Here is a 23,041-nt window from a genome sequence, read left to right as displayed (position 1 = left end):
AGCCGAATACGGTGCATCAGATACTCCGTAGTGGCTTGTCTGGGGGGCCGCTTCGCAGCCCAACGCGGGGCAAGCCCGCTCGCCACAGCAGATGAGCTTGTTGCACGACGATCCCCAATGGGCCGCTGAGCTTTTCCACACGGATTTTGCCGCCCTCTCTCAGAGCATCTGCTTGGCAGATCTTTATTCGTTTATCCAGATCTGGGTCAACCACCCTTGCCCCTGTGCAGCTTTTGCGGCCGGAATCATATGAGCAGGCGTGTCAAAGTTAGCGGTCTTTTCAATTCAACTGGCTTCCATGCAAGGCAAAGAGGAGTGCGTATCACCACCCATGGCTTTTGGTCGGATAAAGCAACGGGATGTATAAACTTCTAACGATCTCTAATGAGAAGTATTATCATGTGCGCCTCCCGTTAGCTGTCAACCTGGATATCCTGCCGATGGCCTCACCTTCTTCCTCCCACCGCGCTGTGGGTGAACTCTACGCCCAGCACCACGGCTGGGTGGTGCAGTTGCTGCGGCGCAAGCTGGGTGGGCAGGAGCAGGCGCTGGATCTGGCACAGGATACCTTCGTGCGCATCCTCAGCAGTGGGCCATTGCCATTGCTGCGTGAGCCACGGGCCTATCTCACCACGGTGGCCAGCCGTTTGTGCGGCCAGTATTTTCGCCGGCAGGCCCTGGAGCGTGCGTACGAACAATCCCTGGCGATCCTCGAACCGGAACACGCGCCATCCCTGGAAACCCGCTTGCTGGTGCTCGAAGCACTGGATGCGGTAGGGCAGGTGCTGGATGGGCTGGGGAGCCGGGTGCGGGAGATTTTCCTGCTGTCGCAGTTGGATGGCCTGACTTATCCACAGATCGCAGAGCAACTGGACCTGACCGTGAATATCGTGCAAAAGGCCATGCTCAAGGCCTATCGGCATTGCTACCTGGCGGTGTACCAGGCATGACGATGTTCCAGCCCGCCGACGATCAGTTGTTGGATGAATACGTGCTGGATCAGGCGCTGATGTGGATGGTCACCCTGCAATCGGGTGTCAGTGGCGCTGTCGAGCAGCAAGCCTGCGCCGCCTGGCGTAATGCAAACCCTCACCACGAATTGGCCTGGCGGCGCTTGACCGGCTTGAGCCACGACCTGCGCAGCAGCACCGCTGCCCTGCCGGCGCCCACCGCCCGCCAGTTGTTGCGGGCCCGCAGCCTGACGTCGCGCCGCACGCTGCTCAAGGGCTTCGCCGGCCTGGGTATCGCCGCGGCCATGGGCCTGGGTGTACGCGAGCGCGTGGTGTTGCCGCAGTTGTTCAGTGATTACCGCACCACCACCGGCGAGCGGCGCCCGCTGCAGTTGGCCGGCGCTGGCGCGGTGCAACTGGACACCCAGACGGCAGTGGATGTGCGCGGCCCGCAATTGACCCTGAACCAGGGGCGCCTGCTGTTGGCAACGGCGGCCGATACCTTCGTCGGCATCAAGACCGCCCATGGCTGGGTGCGACCGGCGGCGCTGTCGCGGCTGGTCATCAGCGAGGATCTGTCGGGCCTGCGCGGGACCCTGGTGCAAGTGCTGGCGGGCAACGTATCGGTCGAACCGCAGCAAGGTGGCCGGGTGTCGATTCGCGCCGGCCAGCAGTTCAGCTTCGACCGTCAGCAGAGCGGCCCGCTGCAAACCCTCACGCCCGCCGCCGATGCCTGGAGCCGTGGCCTGCTGATTGCCGAGCGCATGCCGCTGGCCCAGGTGATCGAGCAACTCAACCGTTACCGACGCGGTGTGCTGCGCTGTGACCCGGCTGTCGCCAGTCTGCAGGTCTCGGGTTCGTTCTCCCTCGACCGGCCGGACGCCAGCCTCGACCTGCTGGCCAAGGTCCTGCCGGTCCGCGTGCAGCGGGTCTTCGGCTACCTGGCAACAGTGGTGCCGGCCTAGGTTAAAAAACTTTCCATGTGACCGGCAGTATTTGCCATCTCGTGCATCAAGACAGGGAAGACGCTGAATAAAAGCGCCCCCCAACCTTTCACCACAGGACAGTCTTTATGCACAGCCGCGTCACTCCGCTTGCCAGCGCCCTGCGCGCCATAATCGTCGGTTTAACCGTGGCAACGGCCAGCCATGCCGCGATGGCCGCCACCTCACAGCCTGCCACCGAACAAGCCCCGCGCCAGTCCTACGACATTGCTGCCGGTAGCCTGGACCGTGTGCTGGGGGCTTTCGGCAATCAGGCAGGGGTGATGATCGCCATCGACTCGGCGCTGGCCAAGGGTGTGCAAAGCCAGGGCTTGCACGGCAGCTTTGCCGTAGCCGAGGGGCTTGAGCGCCTGCTGGCACCGCTGGGCATGCAGGCCGAGTACGAGCAGGGCAGTTATCGCGTGGTGGCGCGGGCCGCCGACGGGCAAGTGCAATTGCAGGCCACGCAGATCAGCGCCAACCAGTTGGGTTCGATCACCGAAGGCACGGGCTCGTATACGCCGGGGACGATTGCCACGGCCACGCGCATGGTGCTCACCCCTCGGGAAACGCCGCAATCGATCTCGGTGGTCACGCGCCAGGTGATGGACGACTTCGGCCTCAATGCCATCGACGATGTGATGCGCCACACCCCCGGCATCACCGTATCGACCTATGACACCGAACGTACCAACTACTATTCCCGTGGTTTTTCCATCGTCAACTTCCAGTACGACGGCATTCCCACCCTGCGCGACGCCCAGTATTCGGCGGGGCAGACCCTGACCGATATGGCCCTTTATGACCGCGTTGAAGTGCTCAAAGGTGCGACCGGCCTGCTGACCGGCGCGGGTGGTCCGGGCGGCACCATCAACCTGATTCGCAAGAAGCCCACTTCCGAGTTCAAGAGCAGCATCGAACTGGGCGCTGGTTCCTGGGACAACTACCGCTCGCAGATCGACGTCAGCGGCCCGTTGACCGAAACCGGCAACGTGCGCGGCCGGGCCGTGGCGGCCTACCAGGATAAAAAATCATTCCTCGATCACTATTCGCGCAAGACCGGCGTCTACTACGGCATCCTCGAAGTCGACCTCGACCCCGACACCTTGCTGACCCTGGGTGCCGACTATCAGGACAGCGATCCCAAAGGCTCCAGCTGGACCGGCACGCGCACCATCTTCGATCCGGCCGGCAACAAGCTGGACCTGCCGCGCTCGTTCAACAACGGGCCGAAGTGGAGCAGTTGGGAACAGTACAGCCGCACCCTGTTCGCTACCCTGGAGCACAACTTCGACAATGGTTGGGTCACCAAGGGCCAGTACAACCATCAGATCAACGGCTACAACGCTCCGTTGGGCTACATCTCCCAGGACTCCCTGACCGCTAGCTCGATCTTCGCGCGTAAATACACCGGCGAGACCACCAGTGACAGCCTCGATGTGTACGCATCCGGGCCCTTTGACCTGTTCGGTCGTGAGCACCAACTGGTGGTGGGGCAGTCGTTGTCCATCTCCAAATGGAAAGGCAAGGACTACGGCAGCGCGACGTATTTCGACAACTCCTACGACTTCTACCAGTGGCACGGCGAAGCCATCAAGCCACTGTGGAATCAGCCGACCAAGATCAACGACGAAACCACGCGCCAGACCGGCAGCTATATCACGGGGCGTTTCAGCCTGATGGATGACCTGCACCTGCTGCTGGGTACGCGCATCGCCAACTACCAAGTCACCGGCACCAGCGACACCCAGGAAAGCGGAAAAGTCGTGCCCTACGCCGGCCTGACCTACGACCTCAACGACAACTTCACGGCCTACGCCAGCTACACCGAAATCTTCCAGCCGCAAACCCAATACCGCGACCGCACGCGCACCATGCTTGATCCCAACGAAGGCAAGAACTACGAGCTGGGCCTCAAGAGCGAATTCTTCGACGGGCGCCTGAACGCCAGCCTGGCCTACTTCGAGGTTCACGAGGAGAACCGCCCGATTGCCGATACCGCCTACAACTCCCTGCCGGGCGTGGACTACTCCTACATCGGCACTAAAACCAAAACCAAGGGCTACGAAGCGGAAATCTCCGGTGAACTCAGCCCCGGTTGGCAGCTGCAGGCCGGCTACACCCACAAGATTGCCCGTGATGCCGACAAGAAAAAGGTCGCCACCTGGGAGCCGGAAGATCAACTGAGCTTCTACACCAGCTACAAACTCCAAGGCCGCCTGGACAAACTCACCCTGGGTGGTGGCGCGCGTTGGCAGGCTGCGGGCTGGCAAAACGTCAACAACCCGGGCACGCGTCAGAGCGAGAAATTCACCCAGGATCCGTACTGGTTGGTGGACCTGATGGCTCGCTACCAACTGACGGAAAACCTGTCGGCCACGCTCAATGTGAACAACCTGTTCGACAAGGCGTACTACACCAACATCGGCTTCTACGACTCGGCGTATTACGGCGACCCGCGCAATGTGATGGTGACCACGCGCTGGGATTTCTGATGGCCTGATCGTGGTGAGAGGGCAGTAGAGGGGACTTTAGTGGTGAGGGGACAAGCCCTAATGCCAGTCAGTTAAGGCTTTTTTTGTAGGAGCGAGCTTGCTCGCGAAAAACTTACAGGCGCCGCATTCATTCAGTAAGCACGCGTATCGTTGACGTTTTTCGCGAGCAAGCTCGCTCCTACAGAAGGTGATGACCGCTTAACTGACTGGCATTAGGACAAGCCCCCTCTCCACAAAAGCCCGCGCACAACCCTTGAGCCATTTAGAGGCTGCGATCAGCTCTGGGCTTGCTCCACCAACCAGTCGATCAGTGCCTTGAGCCGTTTGGGCAAGGTTTCGTGCGCGGGATGGACCAGGTAGTAACCGTAGTTGACCGCCTCCCTGAACCCACCGAACGGCAGCACCAACTCGCCATCCTGCACGCGTTTGCGCACCAGCTGTTCGCGACCGATGGCCACGCCCGCATGGTTGATTGCCGCGAGGGTGCTCAAGTCGGAGCGGTCGAAGGTCATGAAGCGGCTGGGCAATGGGCTGCTGTCGCCCACCGCATCCAGCCATAAACGCCATTCAGCATCGAACGAGATGTTGTCCCACGCCGCCACATCGTGCAGCACCGTGCACTGTGCCAGGCGTTCCGGGTGGCCCATCAGGCCATGGGCCTGGGCATATTGCGGGCTGCACACGGGGGCAATCCGCTCGGGCATCAGGCGCAGGCTTTGCAGGCCCGGATGCTCGCCGTTGGAGTAGCACAGCACCAGGTCGATGCGGCGGGTGCGGTAGTCGATGGGTTCGTTGCCGACCCGCACATCCAGTTGAATCCCGGGGTAGCGTGCGGTGAAGTCGGCCAGCCTGGGCACCAGCCAGCATTGCGCGACGGAAGGCCTTGCGTAGAAGCTCAGCTGGCCTTCGATCTGGCTGTCGGAACGCTCCTGCACCGCTTCGGACAGGGTGTCCATGGTGTGCTGCATGACCTTGAAAATGCGCTCGCCGTCATCGGTCAGGTCGACCTTGCGGGGCAAGCGATGGAACAGCTTGAGCGACAGATCCTCTTCAAGGCGGGCGATGCGGTGGCTGACCGCGCTGGCGGTCAGGCACAGCTCGTCGGCGGCGCGGGCAAAGCTGAGGTGGCGGGCGGCGACCAGGAACGTATGCAGGTTGGACAGGTGCGCGCCGTTAAGTTTGGGCGCTTTGCTCAGGCCAGGTACCGCCATGTGGGTATCCCTCTTCGCGTCGACCGCCGGCGATCAACGATGGGTTGTGGTTTGCAGCGCACGCCCCTTATCCAGGTAAGTGGCGTACTCCTCGGTAGGGACCATGCTGCCGCCGGTTCCCCAGATCAAGTGGGTGGCATTGGCCAACCGCGCTGGCGTGACGCCAATGCGCTGCAAATACTGCGCGTCCTTGAGTACCCGCACAATGCCAGGTGCGCCGGCCAGGGCCGAAGGTTCGAGTTTTACCCCTTCAAGTTCGTGGGCGAGGAACATCAGGCGATAGAGTTCTTCATCGGTGACGGTGTAGTAGCCATCGATCAGGCGCTGCATCGCCCGCCCGACGAAACCAGAGGGGCGGCCCACGGCCAGGCCGTCAGCGGCGGTGACATTATCGATGCCGAAGTCCTGCACACTCACCTGGTCGTGCAGCCCGGTATACACACCGAGCAGCATGCACGGCGAGTGGGTGGGTTCGGCAAACACACAATGCACGGCATCACCGAACGCCAGCTTCAAACCAAACGCCACGCCGCCAGGGCCGCCGCCAACTCCGCAGGGCAGGTACACGAACAGCGGATGCTCGGCGTCCACCAGCACGCCCGCGACTTCAAATTGTCGGGCCAGGCGCTCGGCGGCCACGGCGTAGCCGAGGAACAGGTGGGGCGAGTTTTCATCGTCGATGAAATAACAGGCCGGATCGTTTTGCGCCTGCAGGCGGCCGCTTTCTACGGCAACGCTGTAGTCGGATGCGTACTCGACCACGGTCACGCCGCTGGCGCGCAGTTTGTCCTTCTTCCATTGGCGGGCATCCGATGACATATGCACCGTCGCCTGGAAGCCCAGCTTGGCGCTCATGATGCCGATGGACAGGCCAAGGTTGCCGGTGGAACCCACGGCGATTTTGTACTGGCTGAAAAACGCCAGTGCGCGTTCGCTGGCTAAGGTCTCGTAGTTATCGTCGAGGGTGATCAAACCCGCTTGCAAGGCCAGGTCTTCAGCATGCTTGAGCACCTCGTGGATACCGCCACGGGCCTTGATCGAACCGGAGATCGGCAAGTCGCTGTCTTTTTTCAGCCACAGCGCGCCGCTGTCGGGGAGGGCGGCCTGGTTCAAGAGCGCTTGCTGCAATGCCTTCAGCGGCTGGATCGCCGACTCGATGATTCCGCCCGCTGCCGCAGTCTCAGGGAACACCTTGGCCAGATAGGGCGCGAAGCGCAGCAGGCGTGCGCTGGCGTCTTTTACATCGGCCAGGGTCAGGCCCACATCCCCAAGTGCCACAGCGGCCGGGGCGATCGCGGGGTTGAACCAGCTGACCTGCTCCAACGCGACCAATGGCTGGATGACGGGATGGCTTGCATACCAGGCGTCTAGGGTTTTGCCTTGAATCATGGGAACTGCCTTTGAGGTGGGGTTCATCATACAAACCTTGAAAGAATCAGGGTAAAGACCAGGGCCGCCACCGAGGCGAGCACAGTGGCGCCGGTGAATTTCTTGAGGGCTTCGGAGAGGGAGATCCCCAGGTACTCTTTTACGACCCAGAACGCCGAGTCCGTCACGTGGGTCCAGCCGATGGCGCCGGCACCGATGGCGATTACCAGTATCTCGGGGCTGTATTGCGGGTTCTGTCCGAGGATCGGCAACACCATGCCGGCGGTGCTGATCATGGCCACCGTGGCCGAGCCGACGGCGAAGTGCATCAAGCCGGCGATCAACCACGCGAGGAGGATCGGGTTGATGTTGGACTGACCCAGCACATCCGCCAGGACTTTGCCGATGCCGCTGCCGACCAGCATGTCGTTGAATGCGCCGCCGGCACCGATCACCAGCAGAATCCCGGCCAGTGGCGGGAAGCAGCGGTGGGTCAGGTCAAGCAGGTCGCCCATGCCCAGGCCACGGCGCAGGCCCAGGGACCAGTAGGCAAAGCAAATCGACAGTACGAGCGCAATCAGCGGGTTGCCTATAAAGGACACCCACTCAAACGCCATCGAGCCTTTGCTCAGCAACGGAGTGGCCAGGGTTTTGCCCACCATCAGGGCCAAGGGCAACAGCACGGTGATCATCGCAATCGCGAAGCTGGGCGTTTGGCTGTCGTCGATATTCCCTTCGCCACGCTCGGCCAGAAACTGAGCCTGACTGGCAGGCGCCTGCCGCGCGCAGGTCAGCTTGACCCAGATCGGCCCGGCAATCACCGCCGTGGGCAGGCCGACGATCAAACCGTAGAGAATCACCTTGCCGATATCGGCATTGAGCATGCCGGTAATAGCCGTGGCGGCGGGGTGCGGCGGCAGGATGCAGTGCACCACCATCAGTGAGGTCGCCAGCGGCACGCCCAGGTACAACAGGTTGATCCGGGTCTGACGGGCGACGACATAAATCAGCGGGATCAGCAGGACAAATCCCACCTCGAAAAACACCGGAATCCCGGCAATAAAGCCCACCAGCATCATCGCCCACGCAGCGTTCTGCTCACCCAGCAACCGCAACAGCGTGGTCGCAATGCGTTTGGCGCCGCCAGATTCTTCCAGCAACTTGCCGAGGATACTGCCCAACCCAATGATGCCGGCAAGAAAGCCGAGCGTGCTGCCCATGCCCTTCTCAAAGGCCGAGACAATGGCGGTTGGCGTCATTCCCGTACCGACGCCCACCAGCAGGCTGGCGGCGATCAGGGCCAGGAACGGATGGACACGGCATTTACCGATCAGCACGACAATCAACAGGATTGACGTGCCAAGGACCAATAGAGAAAAGGTAGGGGACATGGGTGGGTCTGCTCCATCGCAGTTATTGTTAGTTGTTTGCGATGGATTAGATTTCAGGCCTATGGCGGGGACAAACGATGATTCGTCAGGCGCTAGCTGAAGGCTGTTCACTTATGGCCAGGGCCTGCCGATTGCTCGACAATGCACGGCACCTGCGCAATCGCCAGGCCCTTACAGGAGTTCGAACACTTGAAAGCCGCACTGTTAGCCGCATGCATTGCCCTGGTCTTGACGGGATGCACCTTCACCGGGGTCAACGAAATCGCCCCCGGCCAGTACATGATCACCAGCCACGGCAGCATCTTTAACTCCCGCGAAGGGTTGTTGGAGAACATCAACCAGAAGGCTGCCAAGGCCTGTGATGGCAAGCCTTACCATCTGGAGGGTGACGCTGGGGCCAATATGGTGGTTGCCACGCAGTCGCATCTTGGTAGTACGCCGACCACTGTTTTGGGGTTGAAGGCTGTGTGTGACTAGGCTGGCTGAACCACTGGAACTTGACGTTCATCCAGTGGAGCTCTGCGCTGTGCAACTCATAATGGCGTGGTGAGCGAAAACGGGATACGCAGGGCTTCGACAGGCCCTGTATCCCGGCCGCACATTTCGTCGTGCACGCATTGCTGCACCAGCACGCAAGGAAATGCCGGCACGGTCTGCAGCAAGTCACGCAGGTGGGTGATCGAACGCAGGTGCATCGGCTTGGCCGCATCATCAAGCAAGGTGAACTGGCCGTGATCAAGGCGGATCCTTGCCAGGTAAAAACCGCCTTCGAGTGACAGCAGCTCCAGCTCGCGTATTTCGCTGTTGGCCGCACGTTCGGTAAGGGTTTGCAGGTTCACGCGTCACTCCTTGCCTACCAGGGCAGGCGTTCTCCATCGTAGGAATAGAAATAGCCGCTGTCGGCCGGCGTCAACTGGTCAATCAAGGTCAGCAATTGGGCTGCGGCGATGTCTGCCGGACGGGCATTGGCGGCTCCACTGAACGGCTGCGACAACCCCGACACAACCGTGCCCGGGTGCAGACTGAGCAAGCGGACCTGCGGGCGAGTGCGCGCCAGTTCGATGGCGGCGGTCTTGACCAGCATGTTCAGCGCAGCCTTGGAGGCGCGATAGGCGTACCAGCCGCCTAAACGGTTGTCGCCAATGCTCCCGACCTTGGCCGAAAGAATCGCCATCGCTCCCCGAGGTTCGAGCAGCGGCAGAAAGTGGCGCAACACCAATGCCGGTCCCAGCGTGTTCACTTGAAACACGGCCTGCAGCGCCTCCGGCTCGATCGTGCTGAGGCTTTTTTCTGGCTTGATCTGGTCGCGATGGAGCAGGCCGGCAGCGTGTACGATCAGTTGATACGGCGCTTCGGCTGCCAGTTCGGCGGCGGCGCTGGCAATCGTTTCGGGTCGTTCAAGGTCCAGCGCGGGAACGGAATGGCGCCCCAGTGCGCGAACCCCGGCGCAGCGCGGATCTTGTTTGAGCTGTTCGCAAAAAGCCGTGCCGAGGGCTCCACTGGCGCCGATCACCAGCGCGCGATAACCGTCGCCGAGGGAGGTCATGGTCCATGCGCGGCTCATTGGCCCGCTCCGGCGCCTTGGCGACGGAAGAACAACGTCACCTGTCCGACCTCGACCCCGAACTTGGACATACGGGTGCGGTTGATCAGCGTGTCCTCGTCCATCAAGTACATCCAATCGTCCATGCTCATTTCGTAGGTCGAGTCGCCGACCGGTAGGTTCAGGCGATAACGCCAGTGCAACGTGTTTCCAGCGACTTGGCCGTCAGCCACGCCGACCACATCATCCGCACGTCCGATCCAGCCCCCTTGGCCCGTGGGCGTGAGGACCCAGACGCGGCGTTGGCGGGTGCCGTCGCTGTACAGGAAGCGCTCGTCAAGAATCAGGTTGTTGCCCTCGCGCCGGCTGACGATGTTGACCTCGAAACGCTTGGCAACCTCACCGCTACGCTTCTGAAACATCCCCCAGGCTTTGACGGGCTGGCTGAAAAAACGCTCCAGATCCAATGTCGGTTGCTGATCGGCATAACGGGCGACATCCACACTGCCGCAGCTCGCGGTGCTGAGCACCAGTACCAGTAACAGCAGAAATCGGGTCATTGACTTACTCCCTGAAGGACACAGGTGGTGAGGGGGAGGTTTCGAGCTATCGTCGTCCGATGAGCTGCAGGAACTCTTGCCGCGTCGTCGAACTATCACGGAACACGCCCAGCATCACGGACGAAGTCATGACCGAATTCTGCTTCTCTACGCCGCGCATCATCATGCACATGTGCTTGGCTTCAATGACCACCGCCACACCGGCGGCACCGGTGATCTGCTCGATGGCTTCAGCAATCTGCCGGGTGAGGTTTTCCTGGATCTGCAGGCGACGCGCAAACATGTCAACCACTCGCGCGACCTTCGACAGCCCCAGCACCCTGCCGGTGGGTATGTACGCCACATGCACTTTGCCGATAAAGGGCAGCATGTGGTGCTCACACAAGGAATAAAGCTCGATGTCGCTGACGATCACCATTTCATCGCTCTGCGACTCGAACAAGGCACCGTTGGTTACCTCTTCCAGGCTCAACGTGTAGCCATTGCACAGATACTGCATCGCTTTGGCGGCACGCTTAGGCGTGTCTAACAGCCCCTCGCGCTCGGGGTTTTCACCGATGCCAACGAGAATTTCACGGTAATGGCTGGCTAGTAGTGGGTTCATTCAAGTGTCTCGCGGCGATGCAGTGCGTGAGTGCCGATCCATAGCCAAGACTTATACTTAGAAAGTAGTTTTGTATAGGTTTTAATCAAGATAGGCTGAAAAAAATCACCTGACAATGAGTCGGAAAACTTTTTGTGCCGATGCGAAAACCTCACACACGCCTCGCGTGAGGTTGCGCGGATCGCTTTCGACACGCGGCTATTTTTCGAGGGTATGGCCCCCGTGGGTCCTCAACTGCAGCTACCTGAGGTTGACCGGCGCGGTGATGCCCGTTTGGAGGTGTTGGCTGTACAAAATAACTATTTGGTATAACTTTTAAGGACGCTTATTGAGTCACATAGAGGGCTTTGCATGTTCAGGCAGACGAGCCGTTTAATCCGCCAGGCTATCTGTTTTGTTCTGATGCTCCAGAGCGCAGAGCTATTTGCTGATTGGCGCGAGGCTGTTCCCAACGCTCGTCGGCTGGGGTATGGAGAGATGCGCGTATTCGGGTTTGCCGTTTACAACGCACAATTCTGGAGCTCACGCCTCACTGCCGATGGAACGCTGGATGCCGATGCGCCTTTTGCACTGGAGCTGACCTACAGTCGCGCTATCAGTCGCGATGACTTGGTTAAAGCCAGCATCAAGGAAATCCGTCGCCTGTCGCCCACCACCCAGAATTCAGAACTGATGGCCCGCTGGGAGTCGGAGATGTTCCAGGCATTTGTCGATGTACGAGCGGGTGACCAGATCACCGGAGTTTATGTCCCGGGAGAGGGCGCACGGTTTTATGTTGGAAAGAGACTTCAGCATGTGGTGAGGGATGTTGCGTTCGCTAAAGCCTTTTTTGCTATATGGCTGGACCCTCGGACACGTAACCCGGAGTTGCGGGCGCGGTTGTTGGGGGTGGGGGAGCGGTGAGAAATGCGTATGTTGAAGGTAGGGGGGGGATGTTTTGTGGTGGTCTTGCGGGGTGCGGCGGAGTGTGGGGACACGTGTACTAGGCGGCACGGCTTTTTGGGGGGCTGGGAAGACTGAGTCGTGGGCCGGGGTAATCTGAACTTAAATCATAACATTTTGATTTTTAATGATATTTACGGTTTGATTTTTGTTGTGGAATACCATTTGGAATACCGTTTTCCTAAGCGTTACTTCGCTTGGGATTCGAACCTGCGACCGTCTCGGATGCTGGGTCTGAGCGCAGTGCGGTCATTGAGCTAAGCCGAGGTATTTACCGTACTACAGTCATGGCTACGTATCTGGCTTTCGTCGGCGTAGGTTTTGGCTATCTCTGCCCTGGGTCAAGATCTTCGGTCCGATGTACGACGGGTCAAAGCTTTGCTATGTCGAATGACTTCAGTCTGGAGCGAGCTTTACGAGCTGGCTTGGTGTGCTTGCAAAAGCAGGGTGTCGATCATGGTGTAGACCGTCTCGCAACTGTCAGTCCACCTTCTACGGGATAACGGCTAAGTTCAAATGTTAGAAAAGTCATGGGGTTAGGGCTCTGAGTCCCGGGGTTGGAAGTCATATTGACAGCGATATTTAAGTCGTGATTGTACGACGAGTTACGACTCGTCTTTTAGCAGTTTTATTCGCTCAGGTATATATCTGTTTTGTTCGGATTCCATTTTTAATAAAATGTCTAAAATTTTTGCACGGCTGAGTTCGTAAGTTTCGGAAAGTTTGTCAAGGCGTGCTATCGCTTTATCGGAGAGGATGAAGTTGTACTGCCCTTTTCCAGTCAGGTTTTTTCGATATTTTTGCTGGCGCCAGCTTATTTTAACTCTTTCTATGAACAAGCTTTTTTGGTTTTGATTAAGGTTGGCGTGGTCGAAAAAAGTCAACAGGTTTTCGTGGTTTTCAATAGGTTGGTATGCTGATAGCGTTATCGAAAGAAGCCCGTCCAATGGGATGTGTTTATTGATCAGCTTCCCTGCTAGTAAGCATTTTTGCTCGTCATCTTCGAACCACTTAAACTGTTTGTCTCTTTTTTGTGTTCGTTCCAGCTGTTTTCTAACTCATTTAAAAATGAACCTTTCTGTTTGATGTTGATGGTCCATAAGTCAATGCTTGCGATCAGTAAATCCTTTCCAGTTAATCCTGATGTTAATGGCGCTATGGAGTCACTAAAAGTCATGCGCTCTCTGAGCTTTGAGCTTAACCATTCAACTTGTCGCTTTCCTTCATTTATCCATTCAAGACATTTTTCTGGAAGAAGCTGTTCGGTTTCTTTGTTTTTGATTATTTCGGAAAGACCAGGGGTGCTGGATATGACGTGTGTCATCGTGGATCGCATTCCCGGCTGATTAACGTCTCCGGATAATTGAACGTTATTAGTTGTTAGCTGAAGCCATCGCCAAATGTCATGTCTGCGATTGTGGCTCGTATCATCAAGTATACGTGCTAGCCGGTCATTGAAATGTATCGCCATATCTCCTCCTAACTCTAGAGGTTTCCTATAACATTTTTTTAATTTTTAAAGAAGTGTTTTTTAATTTGCTAGGTTGTTTTCTAGAATATCTCTAGTAGATGAAATTTTTAAACGGCCATTATTTACTAGGGTTCAGCTAGATTTTCTACAAAAAATACGTCGTTTGTACCTCCATCCTGAAGGGGGTGAAGCATGCAGGCCGCATTCTCCTCTTGGCACTCACGGTCGGCTCGTCCACTCAGACGGTCGATAATTCCTGAGGTTGAGTGCAAGGAGTGCGGGTCTAGCTGTATTACTTTGTAGGAGGTTACGATGATGGCGGCTAACTTTTACCGCGCAGTCGATCCTCTGAACGAATAGAACGAAGTGCCATTCTTGAAGTTTATTCGTCCTAAAAAGTCATCGAGTCGATCGGCCTGGTTCAATTTAGAGTTTATGAATTTATCTGTGGGCCGTCCGATGCCGCTGGGCGAGCGATGTGTAGATTGGCTGGAAAGTGAGGTGCAGGAATGGATTATAGGAAAAGTCAGGGGGGAATTATTAGCTAGAATTTTTTATTAAAGGCTTTGGTGGGTATATCGGTGATGGCGCCAATCATGTCTGGTCTACTCAGTCGTGATGGTTTTTTGTCGGAGTGCCTGCCTTCTCAATTTTGATGTTTGTGGGATGATTTCACTTGGTGTTTTAGTCGCAAAAAATCTCGGTAAGTCTTCGGTATTGGTAATATGCTTTTATGTGGATCATTAATGACTATAGGGTTAGTAATTGTTGCTGATGTGACCATGGTGGGTGTATTAATTTGTGTGATTGCTTTTTGTTGGGTTAGTTGGTCTTCGGTGTTGGCTGTTGTCTGTGTATGGCGAGATGCGACGGGGAAGAGGATGGGGGTGTAAGTAGTCGTAGGGCTATGCTTGTTTCTGATTTTCAGTAAAGTTGTACTAGGCGTGCTGATGGTATGAGCCCACATACTTGGAGCACCATCATGGCCCGACATCATCAAAACACTAATCTAACTCTCCATACAGGATCTACTTACCTAGGCTTGGCTGTGCAGGAGGCTAAAGGCCCATTTATCAGTGAATACCTAAACCGCCTTCATCAAGCGGTGGGGCGGGCGCTTATCCAATACAGTCGTGTATTTGCATTTAGGGTTGATCTACGGCTCCCTGCCCAGACTCAGTTACCCGATTACACTTTTACCAATGAAGTGATTGAACGGTTCATTGAATCGTTTAAAGCCAAGATTAAGCATAACCGTAGTCAGGCTCGGAAATTGAACAAGCATGCCCATGACAGCAAGGTCCGCTACGTCTGGGCGCGGGAGCTGGGGCAGCATGGTAAGCCCCATTATCACCTGGCAATCTTGCTCAACCGAGATGCGTTTACGGCCTTGGGTAAGTTCGAGGCTGGCAGGAACAACATGTTTAATCGCCTAGAAGGGGCTTGGGCCAGTGCCTTGGGGTTGCCAATAGAGGCTGTCAGCGGCTTGGTCGAGATTCCCACCAATCCGTTCTACTACCTTAATCGCGGTGAATCGGAAGGACAGGCTGCATTCTTTTACAGAGCGAGCTACCTCTGCAAGTCAGCGACGAAAGTCTTTGGTGATGGCAGTCATGGTTTTGGTTGCAGTAGGAGCTGAGCGCACCAGATGGGGAGTGCAACCAATAAGAGAGAGTTCGCCGTGCACTTGACTGCCCTGGTGTGAGCCAAGGGCAGCCTATCGGCGAGTGTCAGCCTAGGAGTAGCAGGTAACCCTGTTCGCATAATCACACGTTGCTATCATTACTCGCGGCGAATTATTTAAAAGGAAGGTTATGGCTTGCTGAATCAGCCAGGCCGCGAGGTGACGCTCAAATAGGTACTTCTTCACCAGCACGCCAATCCTCTGAACGGATAAGAGGAGCCAGTTCATGAGGATCATTCGCCTGAAAGATGTCCAGCATTCCACCGGCCTAGGTCGGTCCACAATTTACAAGTACATCAGCGAGGGGAGCTTTCCAAAACCCGTGTCATTGGGCGACAGGGCTGTCGGCTGGGTTGAAAGTGAGGTGATGGGTTGGGTCATGGCCAGGATCGAGGCGCGGGATGTTCACGAGTCTCTCACGGCGTGATCAGCTAATTGACTGAGATTTCTTCAAGCCATGCGGTCGGCAGTTGATGCTGACTGTGTGGCCCAAATCTTCCTTTTATTTCTAAAGCGTCAAATCTGAAATGTTGGACGAGACGGTTGAGCTCACTACCACATGAACCAAAAGCTACGAACTTGACTCACGCACTTTGGGGAGGCACCAGCAACGCTGCCGTTACCAAAATGGCAGTTAGCTGACTATGCAGACTATCTGGAGCAAGTGCTGCAGCGCTTTGATGTATTCGTCAGCATTGAAGCGTGTGGTGGACCAGTTGCTAACCTGTCTTGTCTGAATTTGTTGAGAGCCTGCAAGCTGCGGCTGCTGTGTCGATCACGACCCTGATCTTAGATTTAGTGGGTGGGAATAGCAGTTCGCCTGGTTCTGGATTTTTTGAGTCGCTATTGATGGCACAACGCAGTACATTTGCAGCACAAAAACTGCAGGACTGAGTCATGAAGCGTCCCAAGGACGAAACCCTCTCCATTCGTACCTCGAGTGATATCAAGCAACTGCTGCGAATTGCAGCGGAAAGAGAGCGACGCTCCATTGCCTCGATGATTGAGGTATTAATCCTGAAATATGCTCAGGAACAGGGTCTGCAGGCAGAAACGCCGTCAGTGGAAGAGACGAAAAAAGGTAAGGGAAACGATGGAGCTCATTGACAATATTACCAGGCTGTTGGGTGACGACCTCAAAGCGACGCTAAAACCCGGTTCCCGCCTGAGTATCGCAGCGTCTTGTTTTTCGATGTATGCATTCGAAGCGCTGAAAGCTGAGCTGGAAAAACTCGACGAGCTGAACTTCATCTTCACCTCGCCGACGTTCGTTGCCAACGAGGTTGCCGACAAGGTCCGCAAAGAGCGAAAAGAATTCCACATCCCGAAGCTGGATCGTGAGCGCAGCCTGTACGGCAGCGAGTTCGAGATTCAGTTGCGCAACAAGCTCACCCAGCGAGCGGTTGCCAAAGAGTGCGCAGATTGGATGCGGCGCAAGGCTACCTTCAAGTCCAACCGTAGCAAGGCCCCTATGCAGCAGTTCGCCTGTGTGCAATCTGCTGGAGCGGACACCTCTTACATGCCATTGCACGGTTTTACAGCCGTCGATCTTGGTTACCAGCAAGGCAATGCTGTCTCCAACCTCGTCAACAAAATGGACGAGCCAACCTTCACGGCAACTTACCTAAGCCTGTTCAATCAGATCTGGAGCGACCCGGAAAAACTGGAAGACGTCACCCTGCAGATCTGCGATCACATTGCGGCTGTCTACCAGGAAAACTCGCCTGAGAGCGTCTATTTCTTGATGCTTTACAACATCTTCAACGAGTTCCTGGACGACATCGATGAGGACGTTTTACCCAACGACCGTACCGGTTATCAGGACACGCTCATCTGGAACAAGCTCTTCAACTACCAGAAGGATGCGGCCACCGGGATCATCAACAAGCTAGAAACCTACAGTGGCTGCATCCTGGCGGACAGCGTTGGCTTGGGGAAAACCTTCACAGCCCTAGCCGTCGTCAAGTATTACGAACTGCGCAACAAGTCGGTGCTGGTGCTCTGCCCCAAAAAGCTGGCGGACAACTGGCTCAACTACAACCGTAACCTCAAGACCAACATCTTTGCTCGTGACCGATTCAGCTACGACGTGCTGTGCCATACCGACCTTACACGCACCAGTGGCGAGTCCTTTGGCACTCCGCTCAACCGCATCAACTGGGGTAATTACGACCTCGTCGTCATCGATGAATCGCACAACTTCCGCAATAACGATGCCTTCAAGGACAAGGAAACTCGATACCAGAAGCTGATGAACAAAGTCATCAAAGAGGGTGTGAAAACCAAGGTGCTGATGCTTTCAGCTACCCCAGTGAACAACCGCTTCAATGACCTACGCAACCAACTCGCCCTAGCCTACGAAGGCGACTCCGAAAACCTAAGCAAGAAGCTGCGTACTGGCAAAACTGTCGAGGAAATTTTTCGTGGTGCACAGGCCAGTTTTAACGCTTGGTCAAAACTTCCCCCCGAGGAACGCACGGCGCGAGCCATCTTGGACTCGCTCGACTTCGATTTCTTCGAGTTGCTCGACAGCGTCACTATTGCACGCTCGCGTAAACACATTCAGACCTTCTACGACACTACGGATATCGGCCAATTCCCTGAGAGGCGCAAACCCTTGTCGTTCCGTAGCCCACTGGTTGTGGATGCTGAGCAGCGAACGGATGTAATGAGCTTCAACGAGATTTTCGAGCAGTTGTCTCTGCTTAAGCTCGCCGTATATGCCCCCATCAGCTACATCTTGCCTAGCAGATTGGCGAAGTATGAAGAGATGTACGACACGCAGGTTGAAGGCGGTCGAGGCAAGCTACGTCAGGTTGACCGGGAAAAAAGCCTGGTAGCGCTGATGACAACGAATTTGCTGAAGCGCCTTGAAAGCTCTGTTTATGCATTCCGCAGCACACTTAATGCTTTGAAAGAAAACCACCAGCGCGTTCTCGGCCTGATTAAGGAGTTCGAGAGCCGGGGCGGTGTAACAGAGGTCGCCAGCCTTACAGAAGCCATGGGCTCAATTGACGCTGAAGAAGACGGTATTCCGTCGTTTCATGACTTAGAAATCGGCAACACAATTCGGATAAAGCTGGCAGATATGGATCTGCCTTCTTGGGAGCATGAACTCCAGGTTGACCTGGAAATCATCTCCGCTTTACTGGTCTCGATGAGCAAAATCACGCCAGCCGAAGACGCCAAGTTGCAGCACCTGAAATCGCTAGTACTCGACAAGATTGCCAATCCCATTAATCCAGGCAATAAAAAAGTACTGATTTTCACGGCTTTCGCTGATACGGCCAATTACCTCTATGACAATCTGGCCACTGAGCTGCTCGCCAATCAGAACCTGCACACAGCGAAGGTCACTGGTAGTAGCGCGCCTCAGTCGACGCTAAAAAACACAGCTCAAAAGAAAAGCTACGACTTCCAAGAGCTGCTCACCCTCTTCTCGCCACGATCCAAAGAAAAGGCCATCGTGCTGCCCAACGAACTGGCAGAGATTGACTTGCTGATCGGCACCGACTGCATCTCCGAGGGCCAGAACCTGCAGGACTGCGACTACCTCATCAACTACGACATCCACTGGAACCCCGTGCGCATTATCCAGCGCTTCGGTCGAGTGGATCGCATTGGATCGCCCAACAGCAGCATCCAACTGGTCAATTACTGGCCCGACATCTCGCTCGACGAGTACATCAACCTCAAGGAGCGTGTCGAGAGCCGGATGATGATTGCCGACGTCACTGCCACGGGCGACGACAATGTGTTGAGCGCTCAAGCCAACGATGTGTCCTATCGCAAGGAGCAGCTGCGCCGCCTACAAGACGAAGTCATCGAGCTGGAAGACCTGAAAACGGGCGTTTCGATCACAGATCTGGGGCTCAATGACTTCCGCATGGACTTGCTCAATTATGTCAAAGCCAATGGTGAGTTGAACAACGTACCGAGCGGCATGCACGCCGCTGTGTCAGCCAAACCTGAGCTTGGCCTGCGTCCAGGGGTGATCTTTACTCTGCGTAACCGCAACTCGAGCGTCAGCGTTAGCCATCATAACCGTCTGCACCCGTATTACCTCGTCTACATCAGTCGTGAGGGTGAGGTCATTCATGATCACACCGAGGTCAAACGCCTGCTCGATCTGGTGCGCAGTTGCTGCAAGGGCCAAGCGCAGCCCATTCCGGAGGCTTGCAGTCTGTTTAACAAGGAAACTGCTGACGGGCGGCAGATGCAGGTGTATTCCGACCTGCTTGGCAAGACCATTCGTTCGATGATCGAGGTGAAGGAAGAGAAGGATCTGGACAGCCTGTTCAGCGGCGGCAAAACCACTGCGCTGGTCAACACTATTGCCGGACTGGATGACTTCGAGCTCATCACCTTCTTGATAATTCAGGAGGCCGGATGAGCCATATCTCTCCATGGGAGTCGAACGCCGCGTTCATCAGCTACCCGAAGCAGGCCGCTTTTGGCCGCAACCTGCCAAAGAACAAGATCTACGAACACAGTGGAGCCAATACACGGCTGAAAGACTTCTTCGTTGAGCAAGTGGAACAGATCGTCTGGCAATACAAGCTGGCTCCGGAAACGATCAACCTGCCCGCTAGACCTCATGTGCCGGAGCTTCAGATCTTCGCCATCCAGCTCAAGACGTCGGAGCTGAATATGGATGTGTTGCGCTGCATAGATGGTGCGGTGCAATTCCCCATCATCTTCGAGCTAAGCTTTGACGGCCGAACGCAGGTAGTCGCCGCGTACAAGCGTCCGAACGAATCAGACGCGAGCCGTTGGGTGTTGAGCGACTACTTTGCGACGGCGTGGTTACCGAGCGATGTGGAGCGCGCCGTCATGCCATTGGCGCTCGACTTGGGTGGCTTGTACGAACAGTTGCTTCACCGCCTGATTCCAACACCTGCGCGCCCGCAAGAAGGCCTTGGTGACTTGGTCGCTCGTGTCGAACAGGTTGCGGCGAAGCAGCGTGAGGTCGAGAAGGTCGCGAACAAGCTTGCCAAAGAAAAGCAATTCAACCGCAAGGTAGAGATCAACGCGCTCTTGCGACATCTAAGAAACGAACTTGAACAGTTGACCGGTAGGGATAGCGTATGACGCAGAGCCTGAATGACGAATCGAAGAGACACATCGAGCAGGTCGCGGGCGAGGCGTTAGCGCAACTCGAAAGCATCGCCGAAGCCTCCAAGAGCAAGCTTCTTGATGCGCGAACACTTGGATCCGATGCTCTGGCGAGCATCAATACGATGACGTCCAGTTCGGCTATCCAAAGACTGGATCAGATCAGCCAGGCGAACCGTGAAAGCTACCGGGTATTGGTCGCAGAGCCCGCCATTGCTCGCGTTGTAGTGGTTGATGAAGAGGGCGAAGAGAAAACCTACTACATCTGCCGCACTACGCCGGTATCGGGCATTCCTAACTTGGCCAGCTACCGGGCTCCTGTTGGACGATTGGCCTCATTGGCGATTGGTGCAGAGTTCACGCTTCCCAATGGAACCGTTGTTGAGGTTCTTGAGCGAGCTCAGTTCCGGCCAAGTGCACTCGCCGATGGGTGGGACTCTCGCGACACCGTGGTTGAAGCCGAGCATTTCGGGCCGCTCACCATCGAATCGCTGCGAGCTCTGTTGACTGAGGTTGCCGGGGAAGAGGTCACAGAAGATATCCTGGGCCAATTGCTGGCTGAGGAGACCGTCAAGGCCAACATCATCGACGGCGTTCGCCGCAGCGTCATCACCAAGATGGGGTTGCGGGATCAGCCTGTACTCGATCAATACCAGGACGAGATTTTCCGTCTTCCTCTCGACAAGCGCCTGCTAATCTTGGGTCCGCCCGGTACCGGCAAAACGACGACCCTGATCCGGCGCCTCGGCCAAAAGCTCGACACCGCTTTTTTAGAAGAAGGCGAGCAACGCCTGGTTGAGACGGTCGCTGCAGCGCAAGGCGTAGCGCATTCCAACAGCTGGCTGATGTTCACGCCTACCGAACTGCTCAAGCAGTACCTCAAAGAAGCTTTTGCCCGAGAAGGTGTTCCTGCCTCAGATCTGCGCATCAGGACTTGGCAGGACTATCGGCGCGAGCTGGCCAGAAACGCTTTTGGCGTTCTCAGAACTGCTTCTGGCGGCGGCACCTTCGTCCTGAAAGAGAGCTTGCCAAACCTTAGCGAAGCTGCGCTCGACCGGCCCATCCAATGGTTTGACGATTTCGATGCATGGCAGCGTAGCGCCTACGTGCAGGAACTGCATGAAGCTGCGGCTCTACTCCATGATGCCAAGACCCCCGACATCAAGAGCTTGGGCGCACGCTTGCAAGACATCTTAGCGCGGACAGGTGATAGCACTCTGGCCACCACATTTGGATCATTGGCCGCAGAACTCCCCAAAGTGCAGGCGCTCGTCACCAGCCTGAAGGAAGCCTCTGACGGCAAGATCAAAGCTGCGCTCAACCTGCAGCTCAACCGCAACCGGGCATTTTTAGATGAGTTAGCTCGTGTCATCGACAGCTTGCAGCAGGCGCAGGCAACTGAGACCGACGAGCAAGATGATTTCGATGCCGACGAGGAAGAAGACACCACAACATCGCGCACGGGGCGCGCGGCTGCTCTCAACGCCTACATGCAAGCCGTGCGTGCCCAGGCTCGGTCAGCAGCCTCCAAGCGTATTCTGAACAAGACCTCTCGCAACGGCAAAATCATTGAGTGGCTGGCCGATCGTGGCCTGGCAGAGACCGACCGTGCAGATGTGGGAGCGAGTCTTCTGGTGCAAACCAACGCCCGGCGCTTCGTGAGCCCGGTCAAGCGCTACCTCGACGGCATTCCCAAATACTACCGTGCGTTCCGGCGAGAACGCCAACAAACTGGGAGCTGGTATCTCAGCGAGGGCTTCGAGGCACGCGACCTCCATCCGCTCGAACTCGATATTGTGCTGCTGGCCATCTTGCGCGCCGCAGGCGACCTGATCAGCCGGCCCAGCGTCCTGCGCGATATCGGCAGCCCCGCTTGGTCATCGCTCCAGCCCATCCTGGGGCATTACCGCAACCAAGTATTGGTGGACGAGGCGACCGATTTCTCGCCCATTCAGCTCGCCTGCATGGCAGCGCTGGCTCACCCACAACTGCGCTCGTTCTTTGCCTGCGGCGACTTCAACCAGCGCCTGACTACCTGGGGGGCGCGCTCCGCTGACGACTTGAAGTGGGTCTTTGCCGACTTCGACATCAAGGAAATCACCGTCTCCTACCGTCAGAGCAAGCAACTGAACGACTTGGCCCGTGCCATGATCCGCGCCGTCGCTGGTGCCGAGCAAAACGTCAGCTTACCCGCGAATATGGATAGCTCGGGTGTGGCTCCTGCCTTGTTGGAGCATGCTGGCGAGACAGCGGTCGTTGTCAGCTGGCTCGCAGATCGCATTCGTGAGATTGAGCGCTTTGTAGGCCAATTGCCGTCCACGGCTATCTTTGTGAATACCGAAAACGACGTGGCCCCGGTGGCGGATGCACTGAATGCCGCCCTGGCCGAGCACAACATTCAGGTCATTGCTTGCCGCGAGGGTCAGGCCGTCGGGCAAGAAAGCAATGTGCGTGTATTCGATATCCAGCACATCAAGGGCCTGGAGTTTGAGGCTGTTTTCTTTATTGGCATCGACCAGCTTGCCGAGCTACATCCTGCGCTCTTCGACAAATACTTGTACGTGGGCACCACTCGTGCGGCCACTTATCTGGGCGTGACCTGTGAGGGCATCTTGCCATCGGCTATCGAGAGTCTGCGCGTGCACTTTTGCCAGGACTGGCAATAAGACGACTGAATTTATCAAAACGAACTTGACCAATTGAGCCGCTGCGCTTCTTTCACGG

20 protein-coding genes are annotated in these 23,041 nt (G+C 56.5%); 11 read left to right on the top strand and 9 right to left on the bottom strand.

The features are described 5' to 3' along the window. Positions 1 to 440: 440 nt before the first annotated feature. From HBO09_RS14450 to HBO09_RS14440, 3 genes are all read left to right on the top strand, one after another. Positions 441 to 950, top strand: coding sequence for a sigma-70 family RNA polymerase sigma factor (locus HBO09_RS14450; protein WP_169995212.1), 510 nt, complete (start codon positions 441 to 443; stop codon positions 948 to 950). After that, positions 947 to 1,915, top strand: a complete 969-nt coding sequence (locus HBO09_RS14445) for a DUF4880 domain-containing protein (RefSeq protein ID WP_169995209.1) — start codon at positions 947 to 949, stop codon at positions 1,913 to 1,915. The genes HBO09_RS14450 and HBO09_RS14445 overlap by 4 nt, the downstream gene beginning before the upstream one ends. Positions 1,916 to 2,022: 107 nt before the next feature. Then, the gene (locus HBO09_RS14440) at positions 2,023 to 4,428 is read left to right on the top strand and encodes a TonB-dependent siderophore receptor (protein WP_169995206.1); all 2,406 of its coding nucleotides are present in this window, start codon (positions 2,023 to 2,025) and stop codon (positions 4,426 to 4,428) included. Between the two features lie 275 nt (positions 4,429 to 4,703). Here HBO09_RS14440 and dsdC read toward each other — a convergent pair whose 3' ends face one another. From dsdC to HBO09_RS14425, 3 genes are read right to left on the bottom strand one after another with little or no spacing between them, the layout of a single operon-like run. After that, on the bottom strand, positions 4,704 to 5,639 hold the full coding sequence (gene dsdC, locus HBO09_RS14435; RefSeq protein WP_169995203.1) for a DNA-binding transcriptional regulator DsdC: 936 nt from the start codon (positions 5,637 to 5,639) through the stop codon (positions 4,704 to 4,706). Between the two features lie 33 nt (positions 5,640 to 5,672). Continuing rightward, positions 5,673 to 7,028, bottom strand: a complete 1,356-nt coding sequence (locus tag HBO09_RS14430; protein ID WP_169995201.1) for a D-serine ammonia-lyase — start codon at positions 7,026 to 7,028, stop codon at positions 5,673 to 5,675. A gap of 26 nt (positions 7,029 to 7,054) precedes the next feature. Next, entirely contained in the window at positions 7,055 to 8,398 is a 1,344-nt protein-coding gene (locus HBO09_RS14425) for a gluconate:H+ symporter (RefSeq protein ID WP_169995199.1), read from the bottom strand. Positions 8,399 to 8,587: 189 nt separating this feature from the next. On the opposite strand from HBO09_RS14425, the gene HBO09_RS14420 reads away from it, so the two are divergent. Beyond that, positions 8,588 to 8,875, top strand: coding sequence for a hypothetical protein (locus HBO09_RS14420; protein ID WP_169995197.1), 288 nt, complete (start codon positions 8,588 to 8,590; stop codon positions 8,873 to 8,875). A gap of 56 nt (positions 8,876 to 8,931) precedes the next feature. Here HBO09_RS14420 and HBO09_RS14415 read toward each other — a convergent pair whose 3' ends face one another. From HBO09_RS14415 to folE, 4 genes are read right to left on the bottom strand one after another with little or no spacing between them, the layout of a single operon-like run. Continuing rightward, on the bottom strand, positions 8,932 to 9,237 hold the full coding sequence (locus HBO09_RS14415; RefSeq protein ID WP_169995195.1) for a DUF6482 family protein: 306 nt from the start codon (positions 9,235 to 9,237) through the stop codon (positions 8,932 to 8,934). Positions 9,238 to 9,251: 14 nt separating this feature from the next. Continuing rightward, positions 9,252 to 9,962, bottom strand: a complete 711-nt coding sequence (locus HBO09_RS14410; protein WP_169995193.1) for an SDR family NAD(P)-dependent oxidoreductase — start codon at positions 9,960 to 9,962, stop codon at positions 9,252 to 9,254. After that, positions 9,959 to 10,501, bottom strand: a complete 543-nt coding sequence (locus tag HBO09_RS14405; protein WP_169995191.1) for a DUF3833 domain-containing protein — start codon at positions 10,499 to 10,501, stop codon at positions 9,959 to 9,961. Before HBO09_RS14405 ends, HBO09_RS14410 begins: the two co-directional genes overlap by 4 nt. 46 nt (positions 10,502 to 10,547) lie before the next feature. Beyond that, positions 10,548 to 11,105, bottom strand: a complete 558-nt coding sequence (gene folE / locus HBO09_RS14400; protein ID WP_169995189.1) for a GTP cyclohydrolase I FolE — start codon at positions 11,103 to 11,105, stop codon at positions 10,548 to 10,550. Between the two features lie 351 nt (positions 11,106 to 11,456). Between folE and HBO09_RS14395 the strand changes: the two genes are divergently transcribed. Then, positions 11,457 to 12,008: a chalcone isomerase family protein gene (locus HBO09_RS14395; protein ID WP_169995187.1), complete on the top strand. Its 552-nt coding sequence runs from the start codon at positions 11,457 to 11,459 to the stop codon at positions 12,006 to 12,008. Positions 12,009 to 12,652: 644 nt separating this feature from the next. Here HBO09_RS14395 and HBO09_RS14390 read toward each other — a convergent pair. Both HBO09_RS14390 and HBO09_RS14385 read right to left on the bottom strand, forming a co-directional pair. Beyond that, positions 12,653 to 12,931 carry a hypothetical protein gene (locus HBO09_RS14390; RefSeq protein ID WP_169995185.1) on the bottom strand — a complete coding sequence of 93 codons (279 nt, stop codon included), beginning with the start codon at positions 12,929 to 12,931 and terminating at the stop codon, positions 12,653 to 12,655. A gap of 92 nt (positions 12,932 to 13,023) precedes the next feature. Further along, a complete protein-coding gene (locus HBO09_RS14385; RefSeq protein WP_169995183.1) occupies positions 13,024 to 13,518 on the bottom strand; it encodes a hypothetical protein in 495 nt (164 codons plus the stop codon). Positions 13,519 to 14,500: 982 nt separating this feature from the next. Here HBO09_RS14385 and HBO09_RS14375 point away from each other — a divergent pair. From HBO09_RS14375 to HBO09_RS14350, 6 genes are all read left to right on the top strand, one after another. Then, complete coding sequence (locus tag HBO09_RS14375; RefSeq protein WP_044268722.1) at positions 14,501 to 15,157, top strand: inovirus Gp2 family protein; 657 nt, start codon at positions 14,501 to 14,503, stop codon at positions 15,155 to 15,157. Positions 15,158 to 15,428: 271 nt separating this feature from the next. Further along, positions 15,429 to 15,629, top strand: a complete 201-nt coding sequence (locus HBO09_RS14370) for an AlpA family transcriptional regulator (protein ID WP_017528845.1) — start codon at positions 15,429 to 15,431, stop codon at positions 15,627 to 15,629. Between the two features lie 470 nt (positions 15,630 to 16,099). Further along, positions 16,100 to 16,309, top strand: a complete 210-nt coding sequence (locus tag HBO09_RS14365) for a hypothetical protein (RefSeq protein WP_044268719.1) — start codon at positions 16,100 to 16,102, stop codon at positions 16,307 to 16,309. After that, the gene (locus tag HBO09_RS14360) at positions 16,296 to 19,595 is read left to right on the top strand and encodes a helicase-related protein (protein ID WP_044268717.1); all 3,300 of its coding nucleotides are present in this window, start codon (positions 16,296 to 16,298) and stop codon (positions 19,593 to 19,595) included. The genes HBO09_RS14365 and HBO09_RS14360 overlap by 14 nt, the downstream gene beginning before the upstream one ends. Next, on the top strand, positions 19,592 to 20,293 hold the full coding sequence (locus tag HBO09_RS14355) for a DUF4391 domain-containing protein (protein ID WP_044268715.1): 702 nt from the start codon (positions 19,592 to 19,594) through the stop codon (positions 20,291 to 20,293). The genes HBO09_RS14360 and HBO09_RS14355 overlap by 4 nt, the downstream gene beginning before the upstream one ends. Continuing rightward, positions 20,290 to 22,983, top strand: coding sequence for an ATP-binding domain-containing protein (locus tag HBO09_RS14350; RefSeq protein WP_044268713.1), 2,694 nt, complete (start codon positions 20,290 to 20,292; stop codon positions 22,981 to 22,983). Before HBO09_RS14355 ends, HBO09_RS14350 begins: the two co-directional genes overlap by 4 nt. Positions 22,984 to 23,041 lie beyond the last annotated feature (58 nt).

Source organism: Pseudomonas sp. WS 5027, assembly GCF_012985695.1.
Classification (GTDB): domain Bacteria; phylum Pseudomonadota; class Gammaproteobacteria; order Pseudomonadales; family Pseudomonadaceae; genus Aquipseudomonas; species Aquipseudomonas hygromyciniae.
The sequence above is the reverse complement of the archived record's forward strand: the minus strand, read 5'-3'. Positions and strand labels throughout refer to the sequence as shown.